The sequence below is a fragment of the Pseudomonas sp. AC532 genome (genome assembly GCF_979258965.1).
In genome coordinates, this window is sequence record NZ_OZ409888.1 from 1,384,084 (window position 1) to 1,410,482 (window position 26,399).

The 26,399-nt window shown below is 63.6% G+C and carries 27 protein-coding genes; 9 read left to right on the plus strand and 18 right to left on the minus strand.

What is annotated here, in order from left to right:
• Nucleotides 1–2: 2 nt before the first annotated feature.
• Nucleotides 3–278, minus strand: coding sequence for an acylphosphatase (locus ACZ0AV_RS06640; protein ID WP_499150303.1), 276 nt, complete (start codon nucleotides 276–278; stop codon nucleotides 3–5).
• A 3-nt stretch (nucleotides 279–281) separates the two neighbouring features.
• On the minus strand, nucleotides 282–761 hold the full coding sequence (locus tag ACZ0AV_RS06645) for a TlpA disulfide reductase family protein (protein WP_499150304.1): 480 nt from the start codon (nucleotides 759–761) through the stop codon (nucleotides 282–284).
• A 30-nt stretch (nucleotides 762–791) separates the two neighbouring features.
• Between ACZ0AV_RS06645 and ACZ0AV_RS06650 the strand changes: the two genes are divergently transcribed.
• Nucleotides 792–2,189, plus strand: a complete 1,398-nt coding sequence (locus tag ACZ0AV_RS06650; protein ID WP_499150305.1) for a PilZ domain-containing protein — start codon at nucleotides 792–794, stop codon at nucleotides 2,187–2,189.
• A 103-nt stretch (nucleotides 2,190–2,292) separates the two neighbouring features.
• Nucleotides 2,293–2,691 (plus strand): hypothetical protein, encoded by a 399-nt coding sequence (locus tag ACZ0AV_RS06655; RefSeq protein WP_499150306.1) that lies wholly within the window; start codon nucleotides 2,293–2,295, stop codon nucleotides 2,689–2,691.
• Here the strand turns inward: ACZ0AV_RS06655 and ACZ0AV_RS06660 are convergent.
• Both ACZ0AV_RS06660 and ACZ0AV_RS06665 read right to left on the minus strand, forming a co-directional pair.
• Nucleotides 2,676–2,876: a hypothetical protein gene (locus tag ACZ0AV_RS06660; RefSeq protein ID WP_499150307.1), complete on the minus strand. Its 201-nt coding sequence runs from the start codon at nucleotides 2,874–2,876 to the stop codon at nucleotides 2,676–2,678. The two genes, ACZ0AV_RS06655 and ACZ0AV_RS06660, sit on opposite strands and share 16 nt — an antisense overlap.
• Nucleotides 2,877–3,015: 139 nt before the next feature.
• On the minus strand, nucleotides 3,016–4,245 hold the full coding sequence (locus ACZ0AV_RS06665) for a YihY family inner membrane protein (RefSeq protein WP_499150308.1): 1,230 nt from the start codon (nucleotides 4,243–4,245) through the stop codon (nucleotides 3,016–3,018).
• Nucleotides 4,246–4,503: 258 nt separating this feature from the next.
• On the opposite strand from ACZ0AV_RS06665, the gene arsC reads away from it, so the two are divergent.
• Genes arsC through ACZ0AV_RS06680 form a run of 3 tightly spaced genes read left to right on the plus strand, consistent with a single transcriptional unit; the run spans nucleotide 4,504 to nucleotide 5,874 of the window.
• Nucleotides 4,504–4,857, plus strand: coding sequence for an arsenate reductase (glutaredoxin) (gene arsC, locus ACZ0AV_RS06670; RefSeq protein WP_499150309.1), 354 nt, complete (start codon nucleotides 4,504–4,506; stop codon nucleotides 4,855–4,857).
• Nucleotides 4,854–5,468, plus strand: coding sequence for an NAD(P)H:quinone oxidoreductase (wrbA, locus tag ACZ0AV_RS06675; RefSeq protein WP_499150310.1), 615 nt, complete (start codon nucleotides 4,854–4,856; stop codon nucleotides 5,466–5,468). Before arsC ends, wrbA begins: the two co-directional genes overlap by 4 nt.
• Nucleotides 5,452–5,874: a DUF2069 domain-containing protein gene (locus ACZ0AV_RS06680; protein ID WP_499150311.1), complete on the plus strand. Its 423-nt coding sequence runs from the start codon at nucleotides 5,452–5,454 to the stop codon at nucleotides 5,872–5,874. The genes wrbA and ACZ0AV_RS06680 overlap by 17 nt, the downstream gene beginning before the upstream one ends.
• Before the next feature lie 71 nt (nucleotides 5,875–5,945).
• Here ACZ0AV_RS06680 and hda read toward each other — a convergent pair whose 3' ends face one another.
• The 3 genes from hda to ACZ0AV_RS06695 all read right to left on the minus strand — a co-directional run bounded on the left by hda (nucleotide 5,946) and on the right by ACZ0AV_RS06695 (nucleotide 9,084).
• Entirely contained in the window at nucleotides 5,946–6,650 is a 705-nt protein-coding gene (hda, locus tag ACZ0AV_RS06685) for a DnaA regulatory inactivator Hda (protein ID WP_499150312.1), read from the minus strand.
• Nucleotides 6,651–6,816: 166 nt separating this feature from the next.
• Nucleotides 6,817–7,887, minus strand: coding sequence for an AI-2E family transporter (locus ACZ0AV_RS06690; protein ID WP_499150313.1), 1,071 nt, complete (start codon nucleotides 7,885–7,887; stop codon nucleotides 6,817–6,819).
• Between the two features lie 114 nt (nucleotides 7,888–8,001).
• The gene (locus tag ACZ0AV_RS06695; RefSeq protein ID WP_499150314.1) at nucleotides 8,002–9,084 is read right to left on the minus strand and encodes a DUF2066 domain-containing protein; all 1,083 of its coding nucleotides are present in this window, start codon (nucleotides 9,082–9,084) and stop codon (nucleotides 8,002–8,004) included.
• Nucleotides 9,085–9,364: 280 nt separating this feature from the next.
• On the opposite strand from ACZ0AV_RS06695, the gene purM reads away from it, so the two are divergent.
• From purM to ACZ0AV_RS06715, 4 genes are all read left to right on the plus strand, one after another.
• Nucleotides 9,365–10,423, plus strand: coding sequence for a phosphoribosylformylglycinamidine cyclo-ligase (gene purM / locus ACZ0AV_RS06700; RefSeq protein ID WP_499150315.1), 1,059 nt, complete (start codon nucleotides 9,365–9,367; stop codon nucleotides 10,421–10,423).
• Nucleotides 10,423–11,097, plus strand: a complete 675-nt coding sequence (gene purN, locus ACZ0AV_RS06705; RefSeq protein ID WP_499150316.1) for a phosphoribosylglycinamide formyltransferase — start codon at nucleotides 10,423–10,425, stop codon at nucleotides 11,095–11,097. The genes purM and purN overlap by 1 nt, the downstream gene beginning before the upstream one ends.
• Nucleotides 11,082–11,798, plus strand: a complete 717-nt coding sequence (locus ACZ0AV_RS06710; protein ID WP_499150317.1) for a DUF3108 domain-containing protein — start codon at nucleotides 11,082–11,084, stop codon at nucleotides 11,796–11,798. The genes purN and ACZ0AV_RS06710 overlap by 16 nt, the downstream gene beginning before the upstream one ends.
• Before the next feature lie 212 nt (nucleotides 11,799–12,010).
• Complete coding sequence (locus ACZ0AV_RS06715) at nucleotides 12,011–12,193, plus strand: hypothetical protein (RefSeq protein ID WP_499150318.1); 183 nt, start codon at nucleotides 12,011–12,013, stop codon at nucleotides 12,191–12,193.
• 41 nt (nucleotides 12,194–12,234) lie between these two features.
• On the opposite strand, the gene ACZ0AV_RS06720 is transcribed toward ACZ0AV_RS06715, so the two are convergent.
• The 11 genes from ACZ0AV_RS06720 to ACZ0AV_RS06770 form a co-directional block, all read right to left on the minus strand.
• Nucleotides 12,235–13,566 (minus strand): IS4 family transposase, encoded by a 1,332-nt coding sequence (locus ACZ0AV_RS06720; RefSeq protein WP_499149135.1) that lies wholly within the window; start codon nucleotides 13,564–13,566, stop codon nucleotides 12,235–12,237.
• A 105-nt stretch (nucleotides 13,567–13,671) separates the two neighbouring features.
• Nucleotides 13,672–14,211: a DUF2058 domain-containing protein gene (locus ACZ0AV_RS06725; protein WP_499150319.1), complete on the minus strand. Its 540-nt coding sequence runs from the start codon at nucleotides 14,209–14,211 to the stop codon at nucleotides 13,672–13,674.
• Nucleotides 14,212–14,288: 77 nt separating this feature from the next.
• On the minus strand, nucleotides 14,289–15,116 hold the full coding sequence (gene mazG / locus ACZ0AV_RS06730; protein ID WP_499150320.1) for a nucleoside triphosphate pyrophosphohydrolase: 828 nt from the start codon (nucleotides 15,114–15,116) through the stop codon (nucleotides 14,289–14,291).
• A gap of 58 nt (nucleotides 15,117–15,174) precedes the next feature.
• Nucleotides 15,175–17,421 (minus strand): GTP diphosphokinase, encoded by a 2,247-nt coding sequence (gene relA, locus ACZ0AV_RS06735; protein ID WP_499150321.1) that lies wholly within the window; start codon nucleotides 17,419–17,421, stop codon nucleotides 15,175–15,177.
• Between the two features lie 184 nt (nucleotides 17,422–17,605).
• On the minus strand, nucleotides 17,606–18,955 hold the full coding sequence (gene rlmD, locus ACZ0AV_RS06740) for a 23S rRNA (uracil(1939)-C(5))-methyltransferase RlmD (protein WP_499150322.1): 1,350 nt from the start codon (nucleotides 18,953–18,955) through the stop codon (nucleotides 17,606–17,608).
• Nucleotides 18,955–19,860 (minus strand): cysteine synthase CysM, encoded by a 906-nt coding sequence (cysM, locus tag ACZ0AV_RS06745; protein WP_499150323.1) that lies wholly within the window; start codon nucleotides 19,858–19,860, stop codon nucleotides 18,955–18,957. The genes rlmD and cysM overlap by 1 nt, the downstream gene beginning before the upstream one ends.
• A gap of 195 nt (nucleotides 19,861–20,055) precedes the next feature.
• Nucleotides 20,056–20,874 carry an ABC transporter ATP-binding protein gene (locus ACZ0AV_RS06750; protein ID WP_499150324.1) on the minus strand — a complete coding sequence of 273 codons (819 nt, stop codon included), beginning with the start codon at nucleotides 20,872–20,874 and terminating at the stop codon, nucleotides 20,056–20,058.
• A gap of 40 nt (nucleotides 20,875–20,914) precedes the next feature.
• The gene (locus ACZ0AV_RS06755) at nucleotides 20,915–21,973 is read right to left on the minus strand and encodes a FecCD family ABC transporter permease (RefSeq protein ID WP_499150325.1); all 1,059 of its coding nucleotides are present in this window, start codon (nucleotides 21,971–21,973) and stop codon (nucleotides 20,915–20,917) included.
• Nucleotides 21,970–22,983, minus strand: a complete 1,014-nt coding sequence (locus ACZ0AV_RS06760) for a FecCD family ABC transporter permease (protein ID WP_499150326.1) — start codon at nucleotides 22,981–22,983, stop codon at nucleotides 21,970–21,972. Before ACZ0AV_RS06760 ends, ACZ0AV_RS06755 begins: the two co-directional genes overlap by 4 nt.
• Nucleotides 22,980–23,903 carry an ABC transporter substrate-binding protein gene (locus tag ACZ0AV_RS06765; RefSeq protein ID WP_499150327.1) on the minus strand — a complete coding sequence of 308 codons (924 nt, stop codon included), beginning with the start codon at nucleotides 23,901–23,903 and terminating at the stop codon, nucleotides 22,980–22,982. The genes ACZ0AV_RS06760 and ACZ0AV_RS06765 overlap by 4 nt, the downstream gene beginning before the upstream one ends.
• Before the next feature lie 370 nt (nucleotides 23,904–24,273).
• Nucleotides 24,274–26,352 carry a TonB-dependent receptor domain-containing protein gene (locus tag ACZ0AV_RS06770; protein ID WP_499150328.1) on the minus strand — a complete coding sequence of 693 codons (2,079 nt, stop codon included), beginning with the start codon at nucleotides 26,350–26,352 and terminating at the stop codon, nucleotides 24,274–24,276.
• Nucleotides 26,353–26,399: the final 47 nt, after the last annotated feature.

The following is a 26,399-nucleotide window of genomic DNA, read 5'->3' on the forward strand; positions in this document are numbered from 1 at the left end:
CCCTAGCGCCGTATCTCGAAACCCTGCAGGCCCTGACAGGGCTGCTCCCGCAGCTCGAGATCGGTTACCTGTGCGTGTGCCGGACCGTTTTCCAGCCAGCTAGCCAATGCACGCACGGCTACAGCGTCGCCCTCGGCCCACACCTCCACGCGTCCGTCCTGCAGATTACGCACCCAGCCTGCCAGGTTCAGCCTGCGCGCCTCGGCGGCCGTGCCCTGACGGAAGCCGACCCCCTGAACGCGCCCGCTCACATGGCCATGCAGACACAATCCGGCCATGCACTAGCCCTCCTGGCGCAACGCGCTCAAGCGTTCTTTCAGCCCCTCGGCAGTCTGTTCGCCGAGCAGCCGCTCGCGCACCTTGCCCTGGCCATCGACGATGTAGGTCACTGGCAGTGCATCACTGGGCGGCAACCCGAAGCGCTCGGCGGGGTCCGTGGCCAGCACGGTGAACTCGATACCCAGCGCCTGGGTAGCCTTGGCGAGCTCATCGCCCTGCAGACCATCGAAGTTGACACCGAACACACCGACCGACTGTTTTTCGAGCTCTGGCGCCAATGCATTCAGCTCTGGAATCTCGGAACGGCACGGACCACACCACTCAGCCCAGTAATTGATAACCAGCCACTGGCCTTCGAGGCGCTCAGCCGCTACCTTTCGCCCATGCTGATCGACACCGAAGTCATCCCCGCATCCCGCCAGCACCACCACGGCGACGAGTAATACCACGATCCGAATGACTGACTGGAGTCGCTTTACCATGGAAACGGTCCTCACACCGATAGGGTTGCTATGACACTGGATGCCTCGCAGCTCGACGTTCCCGAGGCTCTTGCGAGCCATTCGATCAGCCAGGCCGTACTTGGCGAGCGCATCAGCGCGTCCCGCCAACTGCCGGGCGACGCAGGGTTGCAAGAGGTCGTGGCACTGCTAGCAGGCCTCAACCGCACTGCGATGACCTTACTCGAAAGGCAGCGCACGCTGCAAAATTTCAGCGATGAATATCGTCACTATGCGGCCGCCATGCGCGCCACGCACTCGCCTTTGCTGACCACGTTGTGCAATGAACTGGCAATCGGCTTCAAGCGCCTGCTGCTGCAGATACTGCAGGGCCACAAGCCATCGCGCCCTCACCTGGCCTGGTGCCTGTACATGGCGCAGCATTTCCTCGCCCAATCGCTGCTGCGTCATTACCAGCAGTATCAGGAACCTGACGCCGGGCTCTGGCGCGACAGCCACCTGCTGTACTGGCTGGGTGAACAACAGGACTGCCTTGACGAGCCCGTGGCTGCGGCGTTTTCCCCCACACCGGCCGACACCCTGCGCGGCCTCTATCAGCAACTTCTGCTGTTGGCCCTGAGCAACCCGCCGCACCTGCATCCGGAAGAATGCGAGCGCCTGTTCACTGCCCTCGCGCCACTGGCCGCCACAGCGCGGCTGTTAACCTGGGACATCGAGGACAAATCTGAGGGCGCCTTGATCGACCTGGAGCGGCCGCAGCCTTGCCTGACCCTCCAGCAGCGTCCGCAGAGCGGCGCCGATACCCTGCGCCGCCTGGAACTGGGCGCCCTGCTGGTAGCGCTGGGCGAACCGGCGCCCCTGCAGAGCAGCGCGGAACGCGAACTGCTGGAGCGGGTGCGGCAGCACTGGCAAGGCAACAATCAGCGCCGTCATTTGCGCACCCCGCAGCAGAGCGATTGCCGCCTGGCCGTTGGTGTGCCGGCAATTCATGCCCAACTGCTGGAACAGCATCCGCAGTGCACACCAGGCAGGATCATGGATATCGGCCCTGGCGGCGCGCGCCTGCTGTGCAGGGTGCACGCGGCGGGTACGCTGCCCATCGGCGAACTGGTGCTGCTGATGGCCGACAGCGACATTCTCGCACTGGTCTGCTGGCGGCATGTCAATGCCGAGGGGCTGCATGTCGGTCTGCGCTACCTCAAGGGGCTGGCGCAGCCGACCTGGATAAGGCGCACGCCGAGCAGTCAGCCGCACCTCGGCATCCTGCAAAGCACACCGAAGCCACGCCACGGCTGGCACCATGGGCTGTGGCTGCCGCGCAACCAGTTCGCCGAGGCTGAAAACCTGTGGCTGCAAATGCCCAACGCGGCAAGCCAGAATCCGCTGCAGTTGCCCCCGAGCAACCTGACAGGGGCCATGGTCAGCCGTTACCCGCTCGAACTGCCATAAATGCGACGCAGATCACGCAAGGCTCCTGCCTGGCGCACAGTCGGCAAGCAGCGGGCGTCTTTATAATCCCTCGCTCATGCCTTTCGCAGCCAGGGATCACCCCATGCCTAATGCCCACGACACCTTGATCGGCCAAGTACCCGCTCATCTTGTACGCAGCGCGCACCTGCACCTCACGGCTTATGACGGACGCGTGGCGCAATTCAACATAGCAGCCTGGCTGCACCTGCCAGGCCAGGCCGGTAGTCTGGTGTCGCTGCAGGTGAGCTACCGTGATGGCGAGCAACGGCGCCTGGTCAACCTCGACCATGCCAAGGTCGGCACCCAGGACAGGCTCCTTCTATCCGGTGTCGCTCGCCTGCCGGTAGTGCAGCAGATCGAGGACATGCAGATACGTTTGCGGTCGGCACAGCCTCGGGTCGAGGTCAAGGTGGAGGAGCTGTTCGTGCAGGCTGTCGAACCTGCATACGTGCAAACGCAACTGGATCAGGCGAACGCCTGATCCAGGCGGGGCGCATCGGGCTCGGCACCCGGCTGTAATGCCTGACCGGGCGGCGCTGCTGGCGCGGCAGCCAGCGATTCCGGCCAGCGACTGAACTGCAATCCGGTAATCCGGTTCAGGTTCTCCAGCGCGGCGCTGCTGCCGTCCGGATGGAGCCTGACGACCTTGTTGACTGTTGCACTCATGCGCCTGCTCCCGACTCTGTTCGCTACACTGGCACTCTGCCAGATCCGTGCCAGTATTCAGGCGCCAACAAATCATTGATATTACTGACTCGCTGCGCGCACCTTGCTCATGTGCCGCAGCGCACTACCGCGCAATCTGTCATTTTTTGTCACTCCCTTCGCCCTCCAGCCACCGCGCCAGGTTGTCGCCAAACAACAGCCGGTGTTCCTCGTGGAGGCGCTGCAGTGCCTCGCGCATCGCGGGGTACCAGGGCTCCTCCAGCTCGTCGGGCAACTGGTCGAGGCGCGGCAACGACCAGGGGCTGCGCTCCAGTAACTGTTGCAGCGAGTAATGACCGAGGTCGCGGCTGAGCATCCAGCTGTCACCTCCCGTGCAGGCCACCAGGCGCTGACCCTCCAGGAAGCCGAGCATTTCCTCCCACTCATGCTCTGGCAACAGCCAGCCCTGGCGCTGCACATCACGGTGGCGCACCGGCAGGCCGGTACGCTGGCGGGACTGGAAAACCCGCAGGATCCCCAGCAACACCAGCACCTTGGGCATAGCCCGCTTGCGCCATTGATGGGAAACCCCGAGATTGCACACCAGCTCGGCACCGATCAGCACGATCAACCACGACATGAAGATCCACAACAAAAACAGCGGCACGGTGGCGAAGGCGCCATAAATCAGCTGGTAACCGGGAAACAGGCGCACGTAGAGGCCGAACAGCGCCTTGGCCAGCTCCAGCAACACCGCGGTGAACAGCCCGCCCCACAAGGCGTGGCGCAGCGGCACCCGCGCATTGGGCACCGCGGCATAGAGCAGCGTGAAGGCCGCCACGCTGAACAGCAGGGGCGTGAAACGCAACAGGGTCTGGGCGCCGACGACCGCGTCCGGGCCGCTGAGCAGCGACAGCGAGGCGATGTAGGTGCTGACCGCGAAACCGGCGCCAAGCAGCATCGGCCCAAGGCTGAGAATCGCCCAATACAACAGGAAGGTGGAAATTCCGCGGCGCGGCTGGCGTACCCGCCAGATGGTGTTGAAGGTGCGCTCGATGGTTACCAGCATCCAGAACGCGGTAATCGCCAGCACCGCTACGCCGATCCAGGTCAGCTGACGTGCCTGGGCAGTGAACTCACCCAGGTATTGCTGCAGGGCTTCGCCCGCCGATGGCACGAAGTTGTGGAAGATGAACGCCTGGATCTGCTCACCGGTGCCCTGGAATGCCGGAACGGCCGAGAGCATGGCGAAGGTAACCGTCATCATCGGCACCACCGCGAACAGCGTGGTATACGTCAGCGCAGCGGCATTATCGGCCCCGCGATTGGCAAAAAACCGATGCCAGAGGAACCGCCAGAATTCCAGCCAATCGCGCAAACGTTGCTGCATAGCCACTCCTCTGAGCCTGTCCTGATATCGCCAACGACTGCCTTGCGAGCACCACGGCTCGCGCCGAGCCGCTGCAAGGCAGCGCGCCGGTCAGGCAGACAGGCCAGGCGAACGCGCAGCCATCACCGTCAACACGACGGGCCGATGGCTAACAGACGCAGCGCCCGCGTTTTGGTTCGCCTCCTTTGCCGCACCCGGTTCAGCGCGAGGCGTCAACGCGGTTAGAATAGCCGTCACCTGCCGCCAGAAGCGACCCCAATGACCGATCTGACGCTCTACCACAACCCGCTCTGTTCCAAATCCCGCAGCGCCCTGCAACTGCTCGAAGAACGCGGCGTGCAACCCACCGTGGTGCTTTACCTGGAAACGCCACCCAGTGCCGCGCAACTGCGCGAATTGCTGGACAAACTCGGCATTGCCGCGCGCCAACTATTGCGCACCGGCGAAGACCAGTACCGCGAGCTGAACCTGGCCAGTGAGGCGCTCGGTGAAGAGCAACTGATCGCCGCCATGGTCGCCCAACCACGCCTGATCGAGCGGCCGATCCTGATTGCGGGCGACCGCGCAGTGATCGGCCGCCCGCCCGAGAACATCCTGGATCTGCTGCCATGAGCAATGACTACATCCTCGTGCTTTACTACAGCCGCCACGGTGCGACGGCGGAAATGGCCCGGCATATCGCCCGTGGCGTGGAGATGCAAGGTCTGGAGGCGCGTCTGCGCACGGTGCCGGCGGTATCCGCCGAGTGCGAGGCGGTGGCTGACACCATCCCTGCCGAAGGCGCGCCCTATGCGAGCCTCGACGACCTGAAGAACTGCGCCGGCCTGGCCCTCGGCAGCCCGACACGCTTCGGCAACATGGCCGCACCGCTGAAGTACTTCCTGGACAGCACCAGTAACCTGTGGCTGACCGGGAGCCTGGTCGGCAAGCCCGCAGGCGTGTTCACCTCGACCGCAAGCCTGCACGGCGGCCAGGAAAGCACCCTGCTGTCGATGCTGTTGCCGCTGTTGCACCACGGCATGCTGGTCGCCGGCCTGCCCTACAGCGAATCGGCACTGGTCGACACCCGTGGCGGCGGCACCCCCTATGGTGCCAGCCACCACGCGGGCGCGGACGGCAAACGCCCCCTGGACGAGCACGAAACCGCCCTGTGCCGAGCCCTCGGCCAGCGCCTGGCAACCATCGCTCTGAAACTGGGAAATGGCCGTGGGCAAAACCGCTAAAGCGCTCCCCAGCATCGCCTGGCTGCTACCACGCCTGCGCATATGCCGCTACCTGAGCCTGGCCAGCTTTCTGGGTTTGGCAGCGCTACTGCTGATCTGGAACCTTGGCTACGCTGCCGTACCGGCCAGGTTGCTGTGGGCGGTGCTGGCCTTTCAGATGCTACCGCTGCTGCTGCTTGCACCAGGTATGTTCGGCGGGCACCCGCGCACCCATTCCTGGGCCTGCTTCGTGGTCAACCTGTATTTCATCCAGGGCGTACTGGCGGCTTTCGACCCCTCGAAGCGGCTGTTCGGATGGCTGGAAATATTCCTCAGCCTGACACTGTTCACCAGCGCGCTGTTCTACACGCGGTGGTGCGCACAATACCAGCGCATTGGCACGGGCTCCGGCGATCCCGAGCCGTAGAAGCATGCTGACACCGCAGCGTAGAAATAAAGCGGCATGCGCCGCGCTTCAGCCCAGTAGCGCCGGCGCGGCTACCAGCCAAGCGTCTCTTTCAGGAAGGGGATGGTCAGCTTGCGCTGGGCCTGCAACGAGGCCTGATCGAGGCGTTCGAGCAATTCGAACAGGGCGCTCATGCTGCGCTCGCCACGGGTAAGGATGAAGCGGCCGACCTCGTCACTCATGTGCAGGCCACGCCGCGAAGCGCGCAGTTGCAATGCGCGCAGCTTGTCTTCGTCGGACAGCGACTGCAACTGGAAGACCAGCGCCAGAGTCAGCCGCGACTTCAGGTCGGCGAGCGTGATCGCCAACTCGCGAGGCGATGCGTTGGCCGCCAGCAGCAGCCGACGGCCACTGTCACGCAGACGATTGAACAGGTGGAACAGCGCCTCTTCCCAGATACGCTGGCCGGCGGCCGCCTCCAGATCATCGAGGCAGACCAGCTCGAATTGCTCCAGGTTATCGAGAATCTCCGGGCCATGCTGTACCACCTCGGCCAATGGCAGATAGGCGGCACGCTCGCCGCTTTGCTCGAAGCGCAGACAGGCTGCCTGCAACAGGTGGCTGCGCCCGACGCCCTCGCCACCCCACAGATAAATCAGGCTTTCCGTCCACCCCGCCTCTGCTTCACACAGGCGCTCGACATAACCCAGGGCAGCGGCATTGGCGCCCGGGTAGTAATTGGCGAAGGTGGCGTCGTCACGCAGACGCACACCCAGGGGCAACTGAATCGGCTTCATGCTGGGGGACGGCTCGCTGGAGCCAGGTCGGGGCTCTGGGTAAAGGCCGCAAAGTTTATACCCTTGGCGGCGCCCTGTCATTGCCGCACTTTCCAAGGCAATACAAGGATTTAGCCAGGCAGCGCGGGATCGACGAGGCGCCGGCGAGCGGCCGGCGCCCGGGTCATCAGGCGGCCGGGTTCTGCCCGCCATATGTCGCGGACTGCTTGTACAGGTCATGTACGTGGCGCAGCAGTACCATGATCACCGCAGCAACCGGCAACGCGAGGAGGATGCCGGTAAAGCCGAACAGCTGCCCACCGGCCATGATGGCGAAAATCACCGCCACCGGATGCAGGCCGATCCGATCGCCCACCAGCAACGGCGTCAGCAGCATGCCCTCGAGCAATTGCCCGATCACGAACACCGCGGCGATCGCCAGCAAGGGGTATGGATCGCCTCCGAACTGGAACAGGCCAGCCACCAGCGCCGCACCGATGCCGACCACCACGCCGAGGTAAGGCACGATACTCGCCAGGCCCGCCAGCACGCCGATCAACAGCCCCAGTTCCAGGCCGATGGACATCAGCCCGACGGCATACATGGTGCCCAGCGCCAGCATCACCAGCAATTGTCCGCGCAGGAACGCGCCCAGCACTTCGTGGCACTCGCCAAACAGCTTGACCACCAAGCCTTCCCTGCCGCGCGGCACCAGGCCACGCAGTTTGGCGACCAAGAGATCCCAGTCGCGCATCAGGTAGAAGCTCACCACCGGAATCAACAGCAGGTTGGCCAGCCAGGCCATGAGCGCCAGGCTCGAGGCGGTGACCTGAGAAAGAATCAGCCCGGCGATATCGGTGGTCTGCCCCAGGTGCGCGGAAATCGCGGCTTTCAACTGATCGAAACGCCAGAACCCTTCATTGAGCCCCAGTTTGACCTGAATCCACGGCAGCGCCTGGTTCTGCGCCCAATCGAGCATCTGCGGCAGCAGCTCGTAGAGGCGCGCCAGTTGCTTGCCCAGCATAGGGATCAGCACCAGCAGTGCGACGGCGATCAGCAGCGTGAACAAGGTGAACACCACGATTACCGCCCAGGTGCGCGACAGCTTCAGGCGCTCCAGGCGATCGACCAGCGGATCACCGAGGTAAGCGATCAGGATGCCGATCAGAAACGGCGACAGGATCGGATGCAGCACATACAGGAAGCCACCCAGCACCAGCAATGCAGCAATCCATAGCCAGCGAGACGAAAGGGGCATGCGCAATCCTCGAAAGGGAAATGATGGATCACCGCCCTAGCGGACGCACAAGCCAGGCGCCAGCGTGCCCCGAGCCGTCTACAGCGAAGCGGTGATGTTCAGAGAGCGCGCAGTCTACCAGCGAAAACGCAACACATCGTCACGCGGCACGATGCCAGGCGCCGCGGGCTCGCTCGCAGGCTCGACCGGCACCTGCCCGGCATCGACCGGTGCAGGCGGCTCGGCCTGGCTCGCCGCTTCGGCAGCCAGCTCGGCAGCCGACACCTCACGCAACTGCAGCAGTGCCAGCTGCGCACGCAACTGCTCGGCGGTGGCATTGACCTTGTAGGTCAGCCGATCCGCCTGTACGGCCTGCAGCTGGGCGCCAAAAGGCTCCAGCACCCGCTGCAATTCGGCATAACGCGACAGGTCGGCGCCGATGATTTCCACGGTCTGGGTGCTGCTGGCACCCGGGGCAACCACGAAACGCGGCGCCAGGCGCTCACTTACCGCCAGCAACAACGCATCGGCCAGGGCCGCCTGGTCGGCGCCCTCCGCCTTGCCTTGCTCGCGCTCGTCCCCCAGCCACAGCTGCCAGCTGGCCTGCCATTTACCGTCGGCTTCGCTGGCCCGAACGGCCAGCAGCGCATCGGCGTCATAGCGCTCCGAGGCCTCGCGCAGCGGGCCTGGGTCTTTGCCGCCGAGGGTTTCGCTGGTGGCCAGCAATTGTTCGCTCAAATCGGCCAGTGGCAGCCGCAGCGGCAAACCGCGGTGCTGCGCAGCCTGGCGCAGCGGCTCTGCACTGGCCTGGCCATCACCGACCATGTTCGAGCCATTGGCGGTATCGTTCAGCCACCAGGCCAGAATGGCCGGCCGATTGACGCCCCACAGCGGCAAGCCGGCCTGGCGCAGGGAACGGTCCGTGGACACGGCGTCGAAGTCGACCACCAGGTGATCGCCTTCATACGCGTACTGGCTGATGATCTGCTGCGGATCCTTGCGCAATGCGGCCAGGGCATTGCCCTTGGACGCCTCGGGCTTGCCGGTCAGGCGCAGCACAAGGGTATCGACCGCGCGCTGCAGGGCGGCCTCACGCTCTTCGGGCTGCTGGCTGGCAACCGTTTCCCGCACCTGATAGAGGTCACTGACCGTAGCCGCCAGGGTCGGCAGGCTGAGGAGCGACAGGCAAAGGAGCAACGGGCGGAAGGTCGGGCGCATGAATTGGGACTCTCGACGAATGGGAGGCGGCGCACGGCAGAAGCCGAAGCGTTATACCTTAGGTGCTGTTGCCCTTGCATCGCAAGCCGCGTCGCCCGCGCCATGATGATGGTACGACCCAACGCGCAGACCCTGTGTTTCGCACAACCAGCCACAGCGCCGCCGAACGGCGCTGTGGCTGGCCGCTGCGGGGCAAGCCTGATAAAATCGCGCGCCTTCGCAGAACGGCCCCGTGGGGCCGGTGCTATTCCGACTTTTCACCTTCCAAAGGCCTGGATCTATGAGCAAGCAACCCTCCATCAGCTACAAGGACGCAGGTGTGGATATCGACGCGGGCGAAGCCCTGGTCGAGCGCATCAAGGGCGTAGCCAAGCGCACCGCCCGTCCTGAAGTCATGGGTGGCCTGGGTGGCTTCGGCGCCCTGTGCGAGATCCCGGCCGGCTACAAGCAGCCCGTTCTGGTCTCCGGCACCGACGGCGTCGGCACCAAACTGCGCCTGGCCCTGAACCTCAACAAGCACGACAGCATCGGCCAGGATCTGGTGGCCATGTGCGTGAACGACTTGGTGGTATGTGGCGCCGAGCCGCTGTTCTTCCTCGACTACTACGCCACCGGCAAGCTCAATGTCGACGTTGCCGCCACCGTGGTCACCGGCATCGGCGCCGGCTGCGAACTGGCTGGCTGCTCGCTGGTCGGCGGCGAAACCGCCGAAATGCCCGGCATGTACGAAGGCGAAGACTACGATCTGGCCGGTTTTTGCGTCGGTGTGGTGGAAAAGGCCGAGATCATCGACGGCTCCAGGGTTGCCGCCGGCGATGCGCTGATCGCCCTGCCCTCTTCCGGCCCGCACTCCAACGGCTACTCGCTGATCCGCAAGATCATCGAAGTGTCCAACACCGACATCGGCAGCACCCAGGTCGATGGCGCGCCGCTGGCCGACCTGCTGATGGCACCGACGCGCATCTACGTCAAACCACTGCTGCAACTGATCAAGGACACTGGCGCGGTCAAGGCCATGGCCCACATCACTGGCGGCGGTCTGCTCGACAACATCCCGCGGGTACTGCCGGACAACGCCCAGGCGGTGGTCGACGTGGCGAGCTGGCAGCGCCCGGCGGTGTTCGACTGGCTGCAGGAGAAAGGCAACGTCGACGAGCACGAAATGCACCGCGTGCTTAACTGCGGCGTGGGCATGGTCATCTGCGTGGCGCAGGATCAGGTCGAGGTCGCGCTACAGACCCTGCGTAACGCCGGCGAGCAGCCGTGGGTCATCGGCCAGATTGCCGCAGCGGCGGAAGGCGCCGAGCGTGTCGTGCTGAACAACCTGAAAAGCCACTGATGCCGCGACCCTGCAACGTGGTGGTGCTGCTGTCCGGCACGGGCAGCAACCTGCAGGCCTTGATCGACAGCAGCGCCGATGGCGACAACCCGGCGCGCATCGCCGCGGTTGTCGCCAACCGCAGCGATGCCTTCGGCCTGCAACGAGCCCGGGATGCAAACATCCCGACTCGGGTTCTCGAACATGGCGATTATGACGGGCGCGATGCCTTCGATCAGGCGCTGATGCACACCATCGATGCGTTCGCCCCCGACCTGGTGGTGCTCGCCGGCTTCATGCGCATCCTCACCCCCGCTTTCGTGCGCCATTATCATGGTCGCCTGTTGAATATCCACCCGTCGCTGCTGCCCCGTCACAAAGGGTTGCACACCCACCAGCGTGCGCTGGAGGCTGCAGACGCCGAGCACGGCTGCAGCGTGCACTTCGTGACAGAGGAACTCGATGGTGGCCCTCTGGTCGTACAGGCAGTAATCCCGGTAGAGTCGCAGGATACTGCCGTCAGCCTGGCACAGCGGGTGCACCTGCAAGAGCACAAGGTCTATCCGCTGGCCGTGCGCTGGTTTGCCGAAGGCCGCTTGCGCCTGGGTGACTCGGGCCCGCAGCTCGACGGTAACCCGTTGCCGGTCACCGGCTACCTCATCAACAGCAAGGAGACTCCATGCGCCGTGCCTTAATGTTAGCCCTGGCGTTGTTCAGCCTGCCTGCACTCGCCGCAGAGCCCAAGCCCTTCTCCGCCAGCTACACCGCCGACTGGAAACAGGTGCCGGTCAGCGGCTCTGCCGAACGCAGCCTGCAGAAGCTCGAGGACGGGCGCTGGCAACTGGTCTTCAAGGCCTCCATGCTGGTTGCCGGCCTTACCGAGCAAAGTACCTTCACGATGGAGGGCGACGCCTTCCTGCCGCAAAGCTACAAGTTCGAGCGCAGTGGCCTGGGCAAGAGCAAGGATGTCGAATTCGACTTCGACTGGTCGCAGAAGCAGGTGATCGGCAGTGATCGGGGCGATCCCGTGCGCTTCCCGCTCAATCGTGGCATGCAGGACAAATCCACCTACCAGCTCGCCCTGCAGCACGACGTCGCCGACGGCGAGAAGAGCATGAGCTACCAGGTGGTCGACGGCGACGAAATCGAAACCTACGATTTCCGCGTGCTCGGCGAGGAAGTGGTGCGCACCAGCGCCGGCCTGATCGATGCAATCAAGGTCGAACGCGTCCGTGACCCCACGCAAAGCAGCCGCAAGACCATCCTGTGGTTCGCCAAGGATTGGGATTACCTGCTGGTTCGCCTGCACCAGGTGGAGAAAGACGGCAAGGAATACCAGATCATGCTCAAATCAGGCACGGTCGATGGCAAGACAGTCGAAGGTCGCCGCGACTGACTCCTCGAACCACTACTCCCAGAAAAGCCGGGCATGTCCCGGCTTTTCTGCGTCTGGAGCGCCCGCTACAGAGCTGCAAAAAATCAGCAAGCGAAGCGCTTGCGGAACTTGTAACTAATTACTACAGTCGTAAAGGTGTCGGTGATTAGCAGGCTAAGCACCGACAAGAAGGCTTTGCGCCGCACCTATCCGGCAACACTGGAGAAAGAAGAATGAGCGTAGTAGTAGTGACCGAGCGTGACGAACACCACATGTCTCATGAAGCCCAGGCCGAAGGAAAACGCATCTGGGACGTCTACCAGAACGACCAGCTGGTCGGCATATTCCCCTCTGAAGAAGAGGCAGTCGCCTACCAGGCGGAACTGGAATCCTCCGAAGTCGCTCTCACGCACTGAACGGAATCGAAACAAAAAGCCCGCTGACAGCGTAATGCTGTTCACTTAAGCGGAGCAGCCTTACGATCCACCGGATAACGGGTTTTGGAAATCTTCACCGTCCGCGGTCTTGGTGGCCTCGGACGGTGATCCAGAAACAGTCCCCCGATACCTCCGCGCAACTCTACCAACCGCCTACCTGTTGCCGATACCGGATTGGCGGCCGCCATGACGATCAATTGCACAGCGATGTACTGGCAGGCCGGCTTGAACCGTATGTCCGAAGGCGTTCGGCCGAAGGCTACTGCGGCTTGGCTGGCCTCTCGTCGTATGACGTTGTAAGCCAGCAACAGACCCCAGACCTCCTGATAAATCAGCTCGACCTTCTTGCTGCGCAGTGTCACGGCGTTCTGCTGCATCGAGCTTTTGATATCTCGAAACCCCAATTCAATCTCCCAGCGCTCCAGGTACAGCTGGGCTACAGCTTCTGCGCTGTAGTTCTCGGCAGGTAGCGATGTGAGCAGCGACCTGATCTGCCCCATGCTTTCATAGCTGACTTCCCGCGCCTCCCAGTGTGTAGGCAAGTTCGGGTTTCGCTTGCGCGCCTGGGGCGAAACCTTCATCCGAATACGACGATCGTGCTCGCCATAACGCTCGACTTCCTCCATGACCAGCTTCTTGCGAGCCGGCGTTAACCAGTGACGATTGTCGCCACCCTCAGCGACGCTCAACAACAGATCCGCGCCCCAAAAGCCTTTATCGAACAGCGTTATCGAGTTGTCCGGAATCTGCTCAAGGAGGGTCTCGGCCAAGCGCATCTCACTACCACGGTACGGGCTGAGTTGGGCATCGAGGATCACGTGGGAACGCACATTCATCAGCGCAACCAGGCGTAACATGGGAAACGGTGTCTGGCGCTCGGTACCCGTGTTGCCCGAGCCGAAATGCTCTCGCAACTCAGGTGAATCGGGTGTTCTCAGCAACGCACCATCCACCGCGAACACCTGCAAACCGCCCCAGTCATCCCCCTCGTATCGCTCGCAGCCCCATTGTTTACCTGTCTGGCGAAACAAAGACTCGACTGGATCGGCTCCCAGTCGCTTCCGTGCTTCAGTTACGCCGCTACGTGCCAGTAGCTGATCGGAGGCCAAGCCTTGGGCGCAGATATTCAGGCGTCTGGCCACTTCGTGCACAGGCTCGTCGCGAAACAAGGCCATGCCCAGCACCAACCAAAGCACTTGGTCGCTTGGCAGACGCCGCCGCCGGATAGTGGCTTGTGCAGATAGGTCCAACGCACTGGCAACCCATTCAACAGGGATATTCTGGGTGAAGGTGCTGAGGTCTGAGAAATTGAAGAGGTCGCCGAGGTCGAGCAATTGCTGCTGAATAGGCATAAAAAAATCCGATACCAGGGAGCTGGTATCGGATTTTCTAGAAGTCCCGGCTTAGGCTCAAATGCTTAAGTGAACAGCATTACGCTGACAGCGGGCTTTTTCATCTCACCACATCAGGTCGTCAGGCACCTGATAGGCCGCGTACGGATCATCCTCGTCCGGTGCTTCGGTGGGCGTGTTGAGCAGCAGAATGCGCTGCGGGTCGCGCTCCTGGATCTTCAAGGCCGCCTCACGAGGAATGACTTCATAACCGCCGCCATGGCGAACGATGGCCAGCGAACCACGGCTCAGCTTGTCGCGCATCAGCGTGTTGACGGACAGGCGTTTGACCTTCTTGTCATCGACGAAATTGTAATAGTCCTCGGTGGTCAGCTTCGGCAACCGGGATATCTCGATCAATTGTTTGACCTGCGCGGCACGGGCTTTCTGTTCGGCCTTTTCCTGCTGCTGGCGATTGAGTTCCTGATCACGCGCCGCCTTCTCGGCCTTGGCCTGCTGGGCCGCAAGCTGGCCGGATTTGTCTTCCTCGGCCTGCCCCTTTTTCACCATGCGCTGCTGCTTGTGCTGTTGCTTGCTGGCCTGTTTGACCTGCTTCTCGTTGACCAGACCCGCCTTGAGCAACTGGTCACGTAATGAAATCGCCATAACCTACCTATCCGCAGACAATTGATGAGATGGGCCACGCCCATCGGATTGCGTCCAGGCGACCGTTGCGCCTCGACTCAGCAGCCTCGCTGCTTCTCGTTCTTCTTGGCCTCGCCCCACAGGGCGTCAAGCTCATCCAGGGTGCAATTCTCGATGGGCCGACCCGCTTCGCGCAATGCCTGCTCGATAAAACGAAAGCGCCGCTCGAATTTACCGTTGGCCGCGCGCAGTGCCGTTTCCGGGTCGACCTTCAGGTGGCGCGCCAGGTTGGTGGCGCTGAACAGCAGATCGCCGATCTCCTCGGCGATGGCCTCCGGGTCGTTCTCGCTGATCGCTTCGAGCACTTCATCGAGCTCTTCGCGCACCTTGTCGAGGACCGGCAGCGCATCAGGCCAGTCGAAGCCGACCCGAGCCGCACGCCCCTGCAGCTTCTTGGCGCGGCTCAGCGCCGGCAGCACGTTCGGCACGTCATCGAGCAGCGATAACTGCTGCGGCGCGGCGGAGCGCTCGGCACGCTCCTCGGCCTTGATCGCCTCCCAGCGCTGCTTGACCTGGGCCTCGTCCAGCCGCGGCTGATCGAGCGGGCCATACAGATCGCCATCGGGAAACACGTGGGGGTGGCGCCGCACCAGCTTGCGGGTGACGCCGTCGACCACCGCAGCAAAATCGAAGCGCCCCTCCTCCCTGGCCAACTGACTGTAATAGACCACCTGAAACAGCAGGTCGCCCAGCTCGCCTGGCAGCTCATCGAAGGCCTCGCGCTCGATGGCGTCCGCCACCTCATAGGCTTCTTCGAGGGTATGCGGCACGATGCTCGCGTAGGACTGACGCTGGTCCCAGGGACAGCCGTACTGCGGGTCGCGCAGGCGGGCCATGAGGGTGAGCAGGTCGTTCAATTGGTACATGGAAGGATCCAGTCGATGCTGGCATGAGGCGCAGCAACACCTCATGCCTGTTGGCGGCTCAAGGCGCCCGGTGGCGGCGCGCCTCGATGATGTTGGGTAACTGCGAGATACGCCCGAGCAGACGGCCCAAGGCATCCAGACCGGGAATCTCGACGGTCAACGACATCGAGGCGGTGTTGTCTTCCTTGTTGGAGCGGGTATTGACCGCCAGCACGTTGAGCCTTTCGTTGAGCAGCATCTGGGTCACGTCACGCAGCAGACCGGAACGGTCGTAGGCGCGGATGATGATGTCCACCGGGTAGGTCTGCGCCGGCACCGGCCCCCAACTGACCTGGATGATCCGCTCGGGCTCGCGCCCGCCGAGCTGCAGCACCGCCGCACAGTCCTGGCGATGGATGCTGACCCCACGGCCCAGGGTGATGTAGCCGACGATGGGGTCACCCGGCAACGGCTGGCAACAGCCGGCCATCTGCGTCATCAGGTTGCCGACACCCTGGATCTGGATGTCGCCGCGCTTGCCCGGCTTGAAGCCCTGGGCCTTGCGCGGAATCAGTTCGAGCTGCTCGTTGCCGCGCTCCGGCTCGACCAGTTGCTGGGCCAGGTTGACCAGCTGCGCCAGGCGCAGGTCACCGGCACCGAGCGATGCGAACATGTCCTCGGCGGTGCGCAGGTTGGCTTTCTCGGCGAGTTTTTCGAAGTCCACCGGCGGCAATGCCACGCGCGCCAGCTCCCGCTCGAGCATCGACTTGCCGGCGGCGACGTTCTGGTCGCGATCCTGCAGCTTGAACCAGTGGACGATCTTCGCCCGGGCCCGCGAGGTGGTGATGTAGCCCAGGTTGGAGTTGAGCCAGTCACGGCTCGGCGTGCCCTGCTTGCTGGTGATGATTTCCACCTGCTCGCCGGTCTGCAGGCTGTAGGTCAGCGGCACGATGCGGCCGTTGATCTTGGCACCGCGGCAGTTGTGGCCAATCTCCGTGTGCACCCGGTAGGCGAAATCCAGCGGCGTGGAGCCTTTCGGCAAATCGATGGCGTGGCCGTCAGGCGTGAACACGTATACCCGGTCCGGCTCGATGTCGACGCGCAACTGTTCGGCCAGGCCGCCGATATCGCCCAGCTCCTCGTGCCACTCGAGCACCTGGCGCAGCCAGGAAATCTTTTCTTCGTAGTGGCTGGAACCGGATTTGACGTCGGTGCCCTTGTAACGCCAGTGGGCGCAGACGCCGAGTTCGGCCTCTTCGTGCATGTTGGAGGTGCGAATCTGCACTTCCAGCACCTTGCCCTCCGGGCCGAGCACGGCAGTGTGCAGGGAGCGGTAGCCATTTTCCTTCGGGTTGGCGATGTAGTCGTCGAACTCCTTGGGGATATGCCGCCACAAGGTGTGCACGATGCCCAGCGCGGTATAACAGTCACGCACCGCCGGCACTAGCACGCGCACGGCGCGTACGTCATAGATCTGGCTGAACTGCAGGCCTTTGCGCTGCATCTTGCGCCAGATGGAATAGATGTGTTTCGCCCGGCCGCTGATGTCGGCCTTGATGCCGGTGGCTTCGAGCTCCTCGCGCAGTTGCTCCATCACTTCGTTGATGTAGTGCTCGCGGTCCAGGCGGCGCTCGTGCAGCAGGTTGGCGATCTGCTTGTACTGCTCCGGCTCCAGGTAGCGAAAGGACAGGTCCTCCAGCTCCCACTTGATATGGCCGATACCCAGGCGGTGGGCCAGCGGTGCGTAGATATCGAAGACCTCGCGGGCGACGCGCTGGCGGCGCTCTTCGTCGGTGTCCTTCACCGCGCGGATCGCGCAGGTTCGCTCGGCCAGCTTGATCAGCGCCACGCGCACATCGTCGACCATCGCCACGAGCATCTTGCGCAGGTTGTCGACCTGGGCCTGGGAGCCCAGCACCAGGGATTCACCACGCGGGTTGAGGCTGGCGCTGATCGCGGCCATGCGCAGCACGCCTTCGATCAGCTTGCTCACCACCGGGCCAAAACGCTGACGCACGTCAGCCAGGGGGATCTTGCCTTCACGCACGCCACGGTAGATGACCGCAGCGACCAGAGAGTCCTGGTCGAGCTTGAGGTCGGCGAGGATCTCGGCGATTTCAAGCCCTGCACTGAAACTGGATGCACCCTCGGTCCACAGATTCTGCGCCGCATTGGCCTGCTGCTCCGCCGTTCGGGCGAACTCACAGGCGTCGCGCAGGGCATCGCGATCGAGTGCGGGGTCGACACTCGTGACGTGCTCCAGCCAGGCCTCGAGATTGATACTGCCATCATCGTTGATGGGCTGGTGCACTCTAACCTGAACCATCTCTACCTTCCCTACAGCGGGGGCGTACCCCGCTAAATGTCGCCAGCCTTCTGCGAGCCGGTCGGTTTGACCACATCGGCGCAATCCCTGTGCGCCACTGCACTATTCGTGTCTCTACAGCGTAGAACCTGCGACGCCCTGCCAAATGGCCGGTCGGCGGATGGCAGATGCGTCGAGCAGCCTTTCAACGCTCGAAGAGCGCCATCGCCTCGACATGCGCCGTCTGCGGAAACATGTCGAGAATACCGGCTTTTTTCAAGCGATAACCTTGTTGCAACAATTCGCCACTGTCGCGCGCCAGCGTGGTCGGGTTGCAGGATACGTAGACCAGCCGTGTGGCGCCTAGCGCGGCTACCTGCTGCACCACCTGCAACGCACCATCGCGCGGCGGATCGAGCAGCACGGCGTCGAAACCGCCCACTGCCCAGGCCGCATCAGTCAGCGATTTGGACAGATCGGCCTGATAAAAGTGCGCATTGCCCAGGCCATTGTCACGGGCATTGCCAGCGGCGCGCTCGACCATGGCCTGCACGCCTTCCACGGCGATCACTTCACGTGCCAGGCGGGCCAGCGGCAGGGCGAAATTGCCCAGACCACAGAACAGGTCCAGCACCCGTTCATCACTGCGCGGCGCCAACCACTGCAAGGCCTGGGCCACCATCGCCTGGTTGACCGCGGCGTTGACCTGCACGAAGTCGCCAGGTCGATAGGCCAGTTGCAGGTCCCAGGGTTCCAGGCGATAGCCCAGCGACTGCGTCGCGTCCACCGGTTGCGGCTCACCCTCGCCGTGCAGCCACAACTGGGCACGGTGCACCGAGCAGAAGGCTTGCAAACTCGCCAGGTCCACCTCGCTCAGGGCTTCGGTGTGGCGAACCAGCACCGCGCTGGCAGTGCCATGGAACAGTTCGACATGACCGATGGCCCTTGGCGCCTGCAAGCCTGCCAGCACTGCCGGCAGCGCACGCAGGATCGGCTGCAGCGGCTCGACCAGTACCGGGCATTCGCCGACGGCGATGATGTCCTGGCTGGCCGCGGCACGGAAACCCACTTCGAGGTGCTTGTGCTTCATGTCCCAGCGCACGGCGATACGCGCACGGCGGCGATAGCCGAACGCCGGGCTGCGCAACGGCTCGGCCCAGGCCTGGGGCGCGATACCGCCCAGGCGATCGAGCTGCTCGATGAGCATCCGCTGCTTGAGGGCCAGTTGGTCCTCTTCGGCCATGTGCTGCACGCTGCAGCCACCGCAGACGCGGGCGTGCACGCAGGGCTCGTCACGCCGTGCGGGGCTGGCCTGGAAGACGCGCTCGGTACGGGCTTCTATCACCTTGCTGCGGGCGTCGAGCACGCGCGCCTCGACTTCCTCGCCAGGCAATGCGCCGCTGACGAACCAGGTGCGGTTGTCGATGAAAGCGATACCGCGGCCATCGTTGGCCAGGCGCTCGATCTTCAGGCGCTGCTTCTTGCCGACCGGCACCTGTGCTGCACGCGTTCCGCCACTGGGCTGGAAACGCAGGCCGCCATTCTTGCGGGCCATCAGCGCTCCGGGGCGTCGTATACGCCGGTGGACAGATAGCGGTCGCCGCGATCACAGATGATGGCGACCAGCACCGCGTTCTCGACTTCCCGAGACAAGCGCAGCATGGCGGCGACCGAGCCACCCGAGGAAACGCCGCAGAAGATGCCTTCCTCACGTGCCATGCGGCGCATCACGTCCTCGGCCTCGGCCTGGGACATGTCGACGATGCGGTCGACGCGCTCGGATTCGAAGATCTTCGGCAGGTAGGCTTGCGGCCAGCGCCGGATGCCGGGAATTGCGGCGCCTTCCATCGGTTGCAGGCCAACGATCTGCACACCGGGGTTCTGCTCCTTGAGGTAACGCGACACACCCATGATGGTGCCGGTGGTGCCCATGGAGCTGATGAAATGGGTGATCTGCCCGGCGGTCTGGCGCCAGATTTCCGGGCCGGTGCCGGTGTAGTGGGCGACCGGATTGTCGCCGTTGGCGAACTGGTCGAGCACCTTGCCGCGGCCGGCCGCCTGCATGGACAGCGCCAGGTCGCGGGCACCTTCCATGCCCTCTTCCTTGCTCACCAGGATCAACTCGGCGCCGTAGGCAGTCATCGCCGCCTTGCGCTCGGCGCTGGAATTGTCCGGCATGATCAGGATCATCGGGTAACCCTTGATCGCCGCCGCCATGGCCAGGGCGATGCCGGTGTTGCCCGAAGTCGCCTCGATCAGCGTATCGCCTGGCTGGATATCACCGCGCAGCTCGGCACGGCTGATCATCGACAGTGCCGGGCGATCCTTCACCGAACCGGCCGGGTTGTTGCCTTCGAGCTTCACCAGCAGGGTATTGCTGGTGGTGCCGGGCAGGCGTTGCAGGCGAACCAGCGGCGTGTTGCCGACGCATTCGGCGATCGTGGGGTAGTGCGGGGTCATGGCGTCGATCGAGTCCAGACGGCTGCAGGGGGCGGCCATGATACCGGCAAAACGGCGCCAGCCCTACTACCGCCTGAACGCGTGGCGAATCCACATGGTCAGCCGGGCAACCGCCGCAACGCCACGATTACCGGCACTTGCACGTCAGGCGGCGGGCCATACGAACCAGCCGATCTAAGCTGATAACGGATTCATCTAACGTCGGGTTATCCCGGCGATCACCGGCGTGCCGCTGACCGGGTCGCGCATCAGGGTGCAGCGCACGTCGTACAGTTCCTCGACCAGCGCCGGGGTGACGATCTCGACCGGCGCGCCTTCGGCCATGATGCGCCCGGCCTTCATGGCCACCAGGTGGTCAGCGTAGCGGCAGGCGCTGGACAGGTCATGCACCACCATGACCACCGTCTTGCCGACCGAGGCCAGGGCGCGGATCAGCTCGAACACCTCGATCTGGTGGCCGAGGTCCAGCGCCGAGGTCGGTTCGTCGAGCAACAACAACGGCGTCTGCTGGGCCACCGCCATGGCGATCCAGGCGCGCTGGCGCTGGCCCCCGGACATCGACTCCAGCGGGCGCTCGGCCAATGCCTGCAGGTCGGCCACGCGCAGCGCCTCCTCGACGATCGCCTGGTCCTCGGCCGACCACTGCCGCAGCAGGCTCTGGTGCGGCTGCCGACCGAAGCGGATCAGCTCGGAAACGGTCAGGCCGTCCGGTGCCGTGGCGTCCTGGGGCAGCAGTGCCAGCTGCCGCGCCACCTGCCTGGACGGCAGGCTACCGATGACCTTGCCATTGAGCAGCACCGCGCCGGCGCTTGGTTTGTGCAGCCGCGACAGGCCAGCCAGCAGGGTCGACTTGCCGCAGCCATTGGGGCCGACGATGGCGGTCACCCGCCCTGGCGGGATGCGTAGCGACAACCCCTCGATGATCGCCGCGTGGGGATACCCCAGGCTCAGGTGCTCGGCGTGTAGGGACGCCTCGGCCTCGGGCCGGGTGGCAAACAGGTTGGAGGTGGTCATGGGCTCGTTTCCAGAGTAGCCACCGGGTTCGGGTGGCCGTTCATGTCAGTTTGCGCGATGGCTGTCGCAACAGGATCCACAGCAGGTAAGGCCCGCCAACTACGGCGGTGATAACCCCGACGGGAATTTCGATCGGTGCGAGCCAGGTCCGCCCTACCCAGTCCGCGCAGGTCATCAGCAATGCTCCAGCCAGCGCCGAACACAGCACCGGCACCCCACGGTGGCCGCTCAGGTAGCGGGCCATCTCCGGCGCCGCGAGGGCGACCAGGCCCACCGGGCCCGCCACGGCGACTGCCAGCGCCGTCAACAACACCGTGGTGAGCAGTGTCAGCAGGCGCATGGTCTTGAGCTGCACGCCGAGGCCCACCGCCACGTTGTCGGAAAAGCGCATCAGCTCCAGGCGCTGGGCCAGGTACTTGACCAGCGGCAGGCATAGAAGCAGGCCGATGCCCAGCAGCCAGACCGCCAGTGCCGGCCGTGCGTTGAGGCTGCCGACCGTCCAGGGATAGGCAATGTTGGCGGCATCGATATCGGCCCGTGCCAGCATCAGGTTGGTCAGCGCGCCGAACACCGCGCCCACGGCAATCCCCACCACGATGAAGCGATAGCCGCGCGCCCCCGCGCCGGCACTCAAGCCGAATGCCAGCACTGCGGCGGTAGTCGCCCCCATCAGCGCCAGCGCCGAGGGCGCCAGAGTCGTCGGTACGGCGACGATGGACGCCACCGCGAACGCCGTGGCGCCGTCATCGATACCGATCACGCCGGGCGTGGCCAGGCGATTGCGCGCCAGGGTCTGCAGCAGGCAACCGCCGATCCCGAACGCCGCGCCGCTGAGCAGGCCGGCGACCAGGCGCTGCAGGCGCAGCTCCTGGACCAGAAACACGTGCATCGGCTCGCCCTGGCCAAGCGCAGCGGCCAGGGCCGTCCAGGGCGACAGCCCGGCGGCACCGGAAGCGAGGCTGATGCCCGTGATGATCAGCAGGGCGGCCGAGAGCCCCAGCGCGGCGAACACCCCACGCCGGTTCAGCAACACGCGCAGTGAGCCGAATGCCAGCAGCCAATAGCCGCTCGGCGCCGCGCCGCAACGCCAGGTGCTCATAGCGTCGGCAACCTCTGGCTGCGCACCACGGCGATCAGCACCGGGGCACCGATCAGCGCGGTTACCACGCCTATCGGCAGTTCATAGGGGCTGACCAGCAGCCGCGAGAGGATGTCGGCAAACAGCACGATGATCGGCCCGAGCAACAGCGAGAGGCCGATGGTGCGACGGATATCCGGCCCCACCAGGCGGCGCGCCACGAATGGCACCACCAGACCGACGAAGGCCATGGGGCCCGCCGCCGCCGTAGCGGTGCCAACCAGCACGGCAACGCCCAGCAAGGCGCCGAGCCGAGTCAGACCTGGATGGTGGCCAAGGCCGCTGGCCATCTTCTCGCCAAGTGCAAGGGCCGCCAGTGGGCGGATCAGCGGCAGCAGCAACACCAGGCCAAGCAGCAGACCGGGTGTGCTCCAGCTCAGCACATCCTGCGGCCTGCCAGCCAAGGCGCCGATGATCCAAAAACGAATCTCGTCGGAGCTGCGCTGGTCGTGAAGCAGAATCAACGTACTGATGGCCGTGAGAATGCCCGAAAAGGCTGCGCCGGCCAGCACCAGGCGAACCGGGTCATCGCCGACACCTCGTACTTGCGTCACCAGCAGCACCAATAGGCAGCCAGCCATGGCACCACCGATGGCGACCCCGAGGTTCAAAGTCGCCGCACTGGCGCCGAGGCTGATCGCCACCACTACCGCGAAAGACGCTCCGGCACTCACACCCAGCAAGCCAGGTTCGGCGAGCGGGTTGCGGGTCGCCGCCTGCAGCACCACACCGCCAGCACCCAGCGCGACGCCGACCAGCAGCCCCAGCAGCGTACGCGGCAGGCGCAACTCGAGCAGCACGAAGCGTGCTTCGTCATCCACGCTGCCGAGCAGTGCCGCCAGGCTGCGCAAGATGCCGACCTCACCCGCGCCGATCAGCAGGCTGGCCAGGCACAGCAGGGCCAATGCCACGGCCACCCACGCCAGCGCACGGGGCAGCGGCAGGCGAGCGCCCGGTACCTGTGCGGTCATTGCGAGGCGATGGCCTTCTCGACGTCATCGAGAATCACATTGGCCGCCAACGGCCCGCTGCCGCTGCTCCAGATCTGCCCGTCGACGCTCTGCACATGGCCACTGCTGACCGCCTTAAGGCGGGCGAACGCCGGCTGCTGACGCGCCTGCTCCAGCGCCTTGTCGCCATCGGCGTTGAGGGTGGCGAGGAACAGCCAGTCACCGTCGATACGCGACAGGTTCTCCAGGCTCAGGGCGTCGCTGTGCGGCTTTTGTGTGAGTTCCGCTGCCATCGCCGTGCCCTTGAAACCGAGCTGGCTCAGTAACTGGCCGACGAACAGGTGTTGAGACATCACGCCCGGGCCCTGTGGGCTCCAGCGCACCACGGAGGCGACCTGCCCCGCTTCGATCCTGCCCTTGAGACGCTCGATGCGCGTGTCCACGCCGGCGATGGCCGCCTTGGCCTCGGCAGGCTTGTTCAGCGCGTCACCGTAGAACACCACGTTATTGCGCCAGTCCTGAAACGAATCGCCCTTGGGCACTACGGTCGGCGCGATCAGGCTGAGCTTCTGGTACTGATCCTTGCTCAGCTCCGGCGAGGCCAGAATCAGATCAGGCCGCAGGGCGAACACCGATTCCAGGTTGGTTTCCCGGGCCGTGCCGACGATCTTGATATCGCCCGCCTTGTCCTTGAGGTAGTCCGATACGCTGCTACCGCCGCGGGTCGCGACGCTGCCCAGAGGCTTAACACCGACAGCGAGAGCGACATCCAGCGCGTTCTCCCCCAGGGTCACCACGCGCTGCGGCGTGCCCTGCAGCTCGACCGCGCCAAAGGCCGTATCGAGGGTGCGCGGCTCAGCCAGCGCGTTGCCCAGCGGCAGCAGCGCGAACAGGCCGGAAAACGCCAACAGGCGCGAGCATCGGGATAGGCTAGCAATCATCGGAACATCCTTTCTTGACGGTAAAACGGACGGCTACCAACGGGTAGCCGATACAGTGCAACGGCCTGTGGCACGCCCTGATTGTCGGCAGCCGCCATACTGCGGCAAAAATACCCAGGAATTTCATTTACATATGTAAAGCCCGCGGCAGGCGCAGGTACCCCGGCAGGGCTCATCGTGCAAGCACGTGCGCGACAACGGCATCGTCACCAGCACTCAGGCGCAGGGCCGGCCCGAGGGAGGCCGGGAGCATGGGAAAAACACACTGAATACCCGCTTGAGCCGTATCCAGAGACGTGGGTCGCAAGGGGTAAGGCCTGGCCGTTGGTTGGCAAAGCCCTATCTCCTGACGGACCGTGGCACGTTAACTTCAGAAGTCGACGGTCATACCGACGGTGAGCCGACGCCCATCGAGCACGACCCCAAAATCGTCGTTGCTGACTTCCTTATTTGCTACGTTGTACAGGCCACCCTTGATATCGATATTGCGCGTCAGTTGATAGACGGCACCGACATCGAAGAATCCATAGCCTGGCGTGCCGTCACTCATGCTGACCCGACTCAAGTAATCGCTGGTCTTGCCGCGGTAGTTGTACTGCGCCCAACTCTTCAGCCGATCGGTGATGGCCCAGTCCAGACCAATATTGACCATGTGCCGAGGCGTTTGATTGAGAGGGTCACCCTTGAACTCACCGGTTTTTTGTTCGGAGTCCGAGAAGGTGTAACTCGTGCGCAAGTCCAGGTCGTCGCGCAGGGCATAATCCAGCGTGAACTCCACACCTTGCATCACCGCTTCACTGACGTTCTCCTGGGTGCTCAAGAACAGATAGTTGTTGCCGCCGAATGCGCAGGTCCAGGCCGCAGGGTTGTTCCTGTTCGCTGTCGAGTTCGGACTTTCACACGTTCGAAACTCGGTGATTTTGTCCTTGTACTGCGTATGGAACAGCATGAGGCTGGTATTCAGGCCGATATCCCGGTCCTCGTAGACGTAGCCGATCTCATAACTGGTGCTGGTCTCCGGCTCGAGCTCGGAGTTACCGATAATCAATGCCCGCGGATGCGGTGCAGGAGAACCGCCACCTCCGGTTCCGCGTCCGAAACCTTCGGTCGCCGAGGTCAGGCTAGGCTGTAGGTACCCGGTTGATACGCCGCCTTTTAACGTCAGCTTTGGAGACAGGTGGTACACGCCATAGATACGTGGCGACAGATGCCCGCCAAAAAGTTCATCGTCGTTGTAGCGCAACCCTGTGGTAATCGCGAAATCATCCAGCACGCTCCATTCGATTTCGCCATACACAGCTGCCAGCCATCGATCAACCTTCTTTACCGCTCCCGGTACGTTGGCAGTCAACAGCCCGTTGGTTTCATCGACAAAACTCTCATTCTTGTACTGCCCGCCGAAAGTCAGCGTGTGCCGGTCGAGGAACCAGGTGCCCTGAGAGTTGAGAGTGGTCACTCGCTCACGCCTGGTATCATCCTGGACCCTGTCGGAAATATCGTGCTGTAGGTAGGTATTGAGAAGGACGTCCCCGTAGCTGCCATCGTGGGAAAGGACATATACATCCTTGTCATATCGCGTGGCGGAACGATCCGCATCCGCTGCAATGCTTCTGCCGGGGTTATGGGTATATTTACGGGTCGCAGAATCGTAGCTGAACGCGAACTCGTTGCTTTCGTCTGGTGTAAAGGAAAGCCGGGCGCCGCCTTTTTTATTGGTACTGTCCGGTGTGCTTTCCGCGCCATCGGTGCCGCCCGGGTGGTCACTCTCCTGGGTATTTAGGTACGAGCCGTTGAGCTGCATGCCCAACAACCCGGGAATCAGAGCCCCCCCCGCGAACAAGTCGACCTGATTACCATCGTTGCTCAGGTCATTGAGCGAATGGGTGTACTCGGTATTGAAACTGCCATGCCATTGCGTGCTTGACTTGCGGGTGATGATATTGATGACGCCACCCATAGCCTCCGAACCATATAGCGAAGACATCGGCCCACGAATGACTTCGATCCTCTCGATCATGGAAAGCGGCGGCAGTGCAATCTGTTTGCCGCCGTCGGAACCGTTGGTGTTCACCGAACGACCTGCCGAAACGGGTCGGCCGTCGATCAGATAAAGCGTATACGCGGCCGCCATGCCACGAATGCTGATGTCCTGGGCGCCACCTCCGCCCGTGACATAAACACCCGGAATATTTTTCACGGCGTCAGTGATATCGCTATAAGACTGCTTCTCAAGTTCCTCGCGAGTGACTACGGAGATACTCGCGGGGGCTTCAGCTATGTTCTGCTCGAATCCCGACGCACTACGCACCATCGTAGTTTCAAGCTCGACTATGCCGGTCTCTCGAATCACCCCAGCCCCTTCGAGCGACGGGGTTTGCGCATACGCCGGCGCACTGAACGCCACCATGATGGCCGTGGCCAGCACACTAGGTGTGTATTTCGGATTCATTGACGTCCCCAACCGCATAAATATCAGGCCCGAGCGGGCAAAGGCGG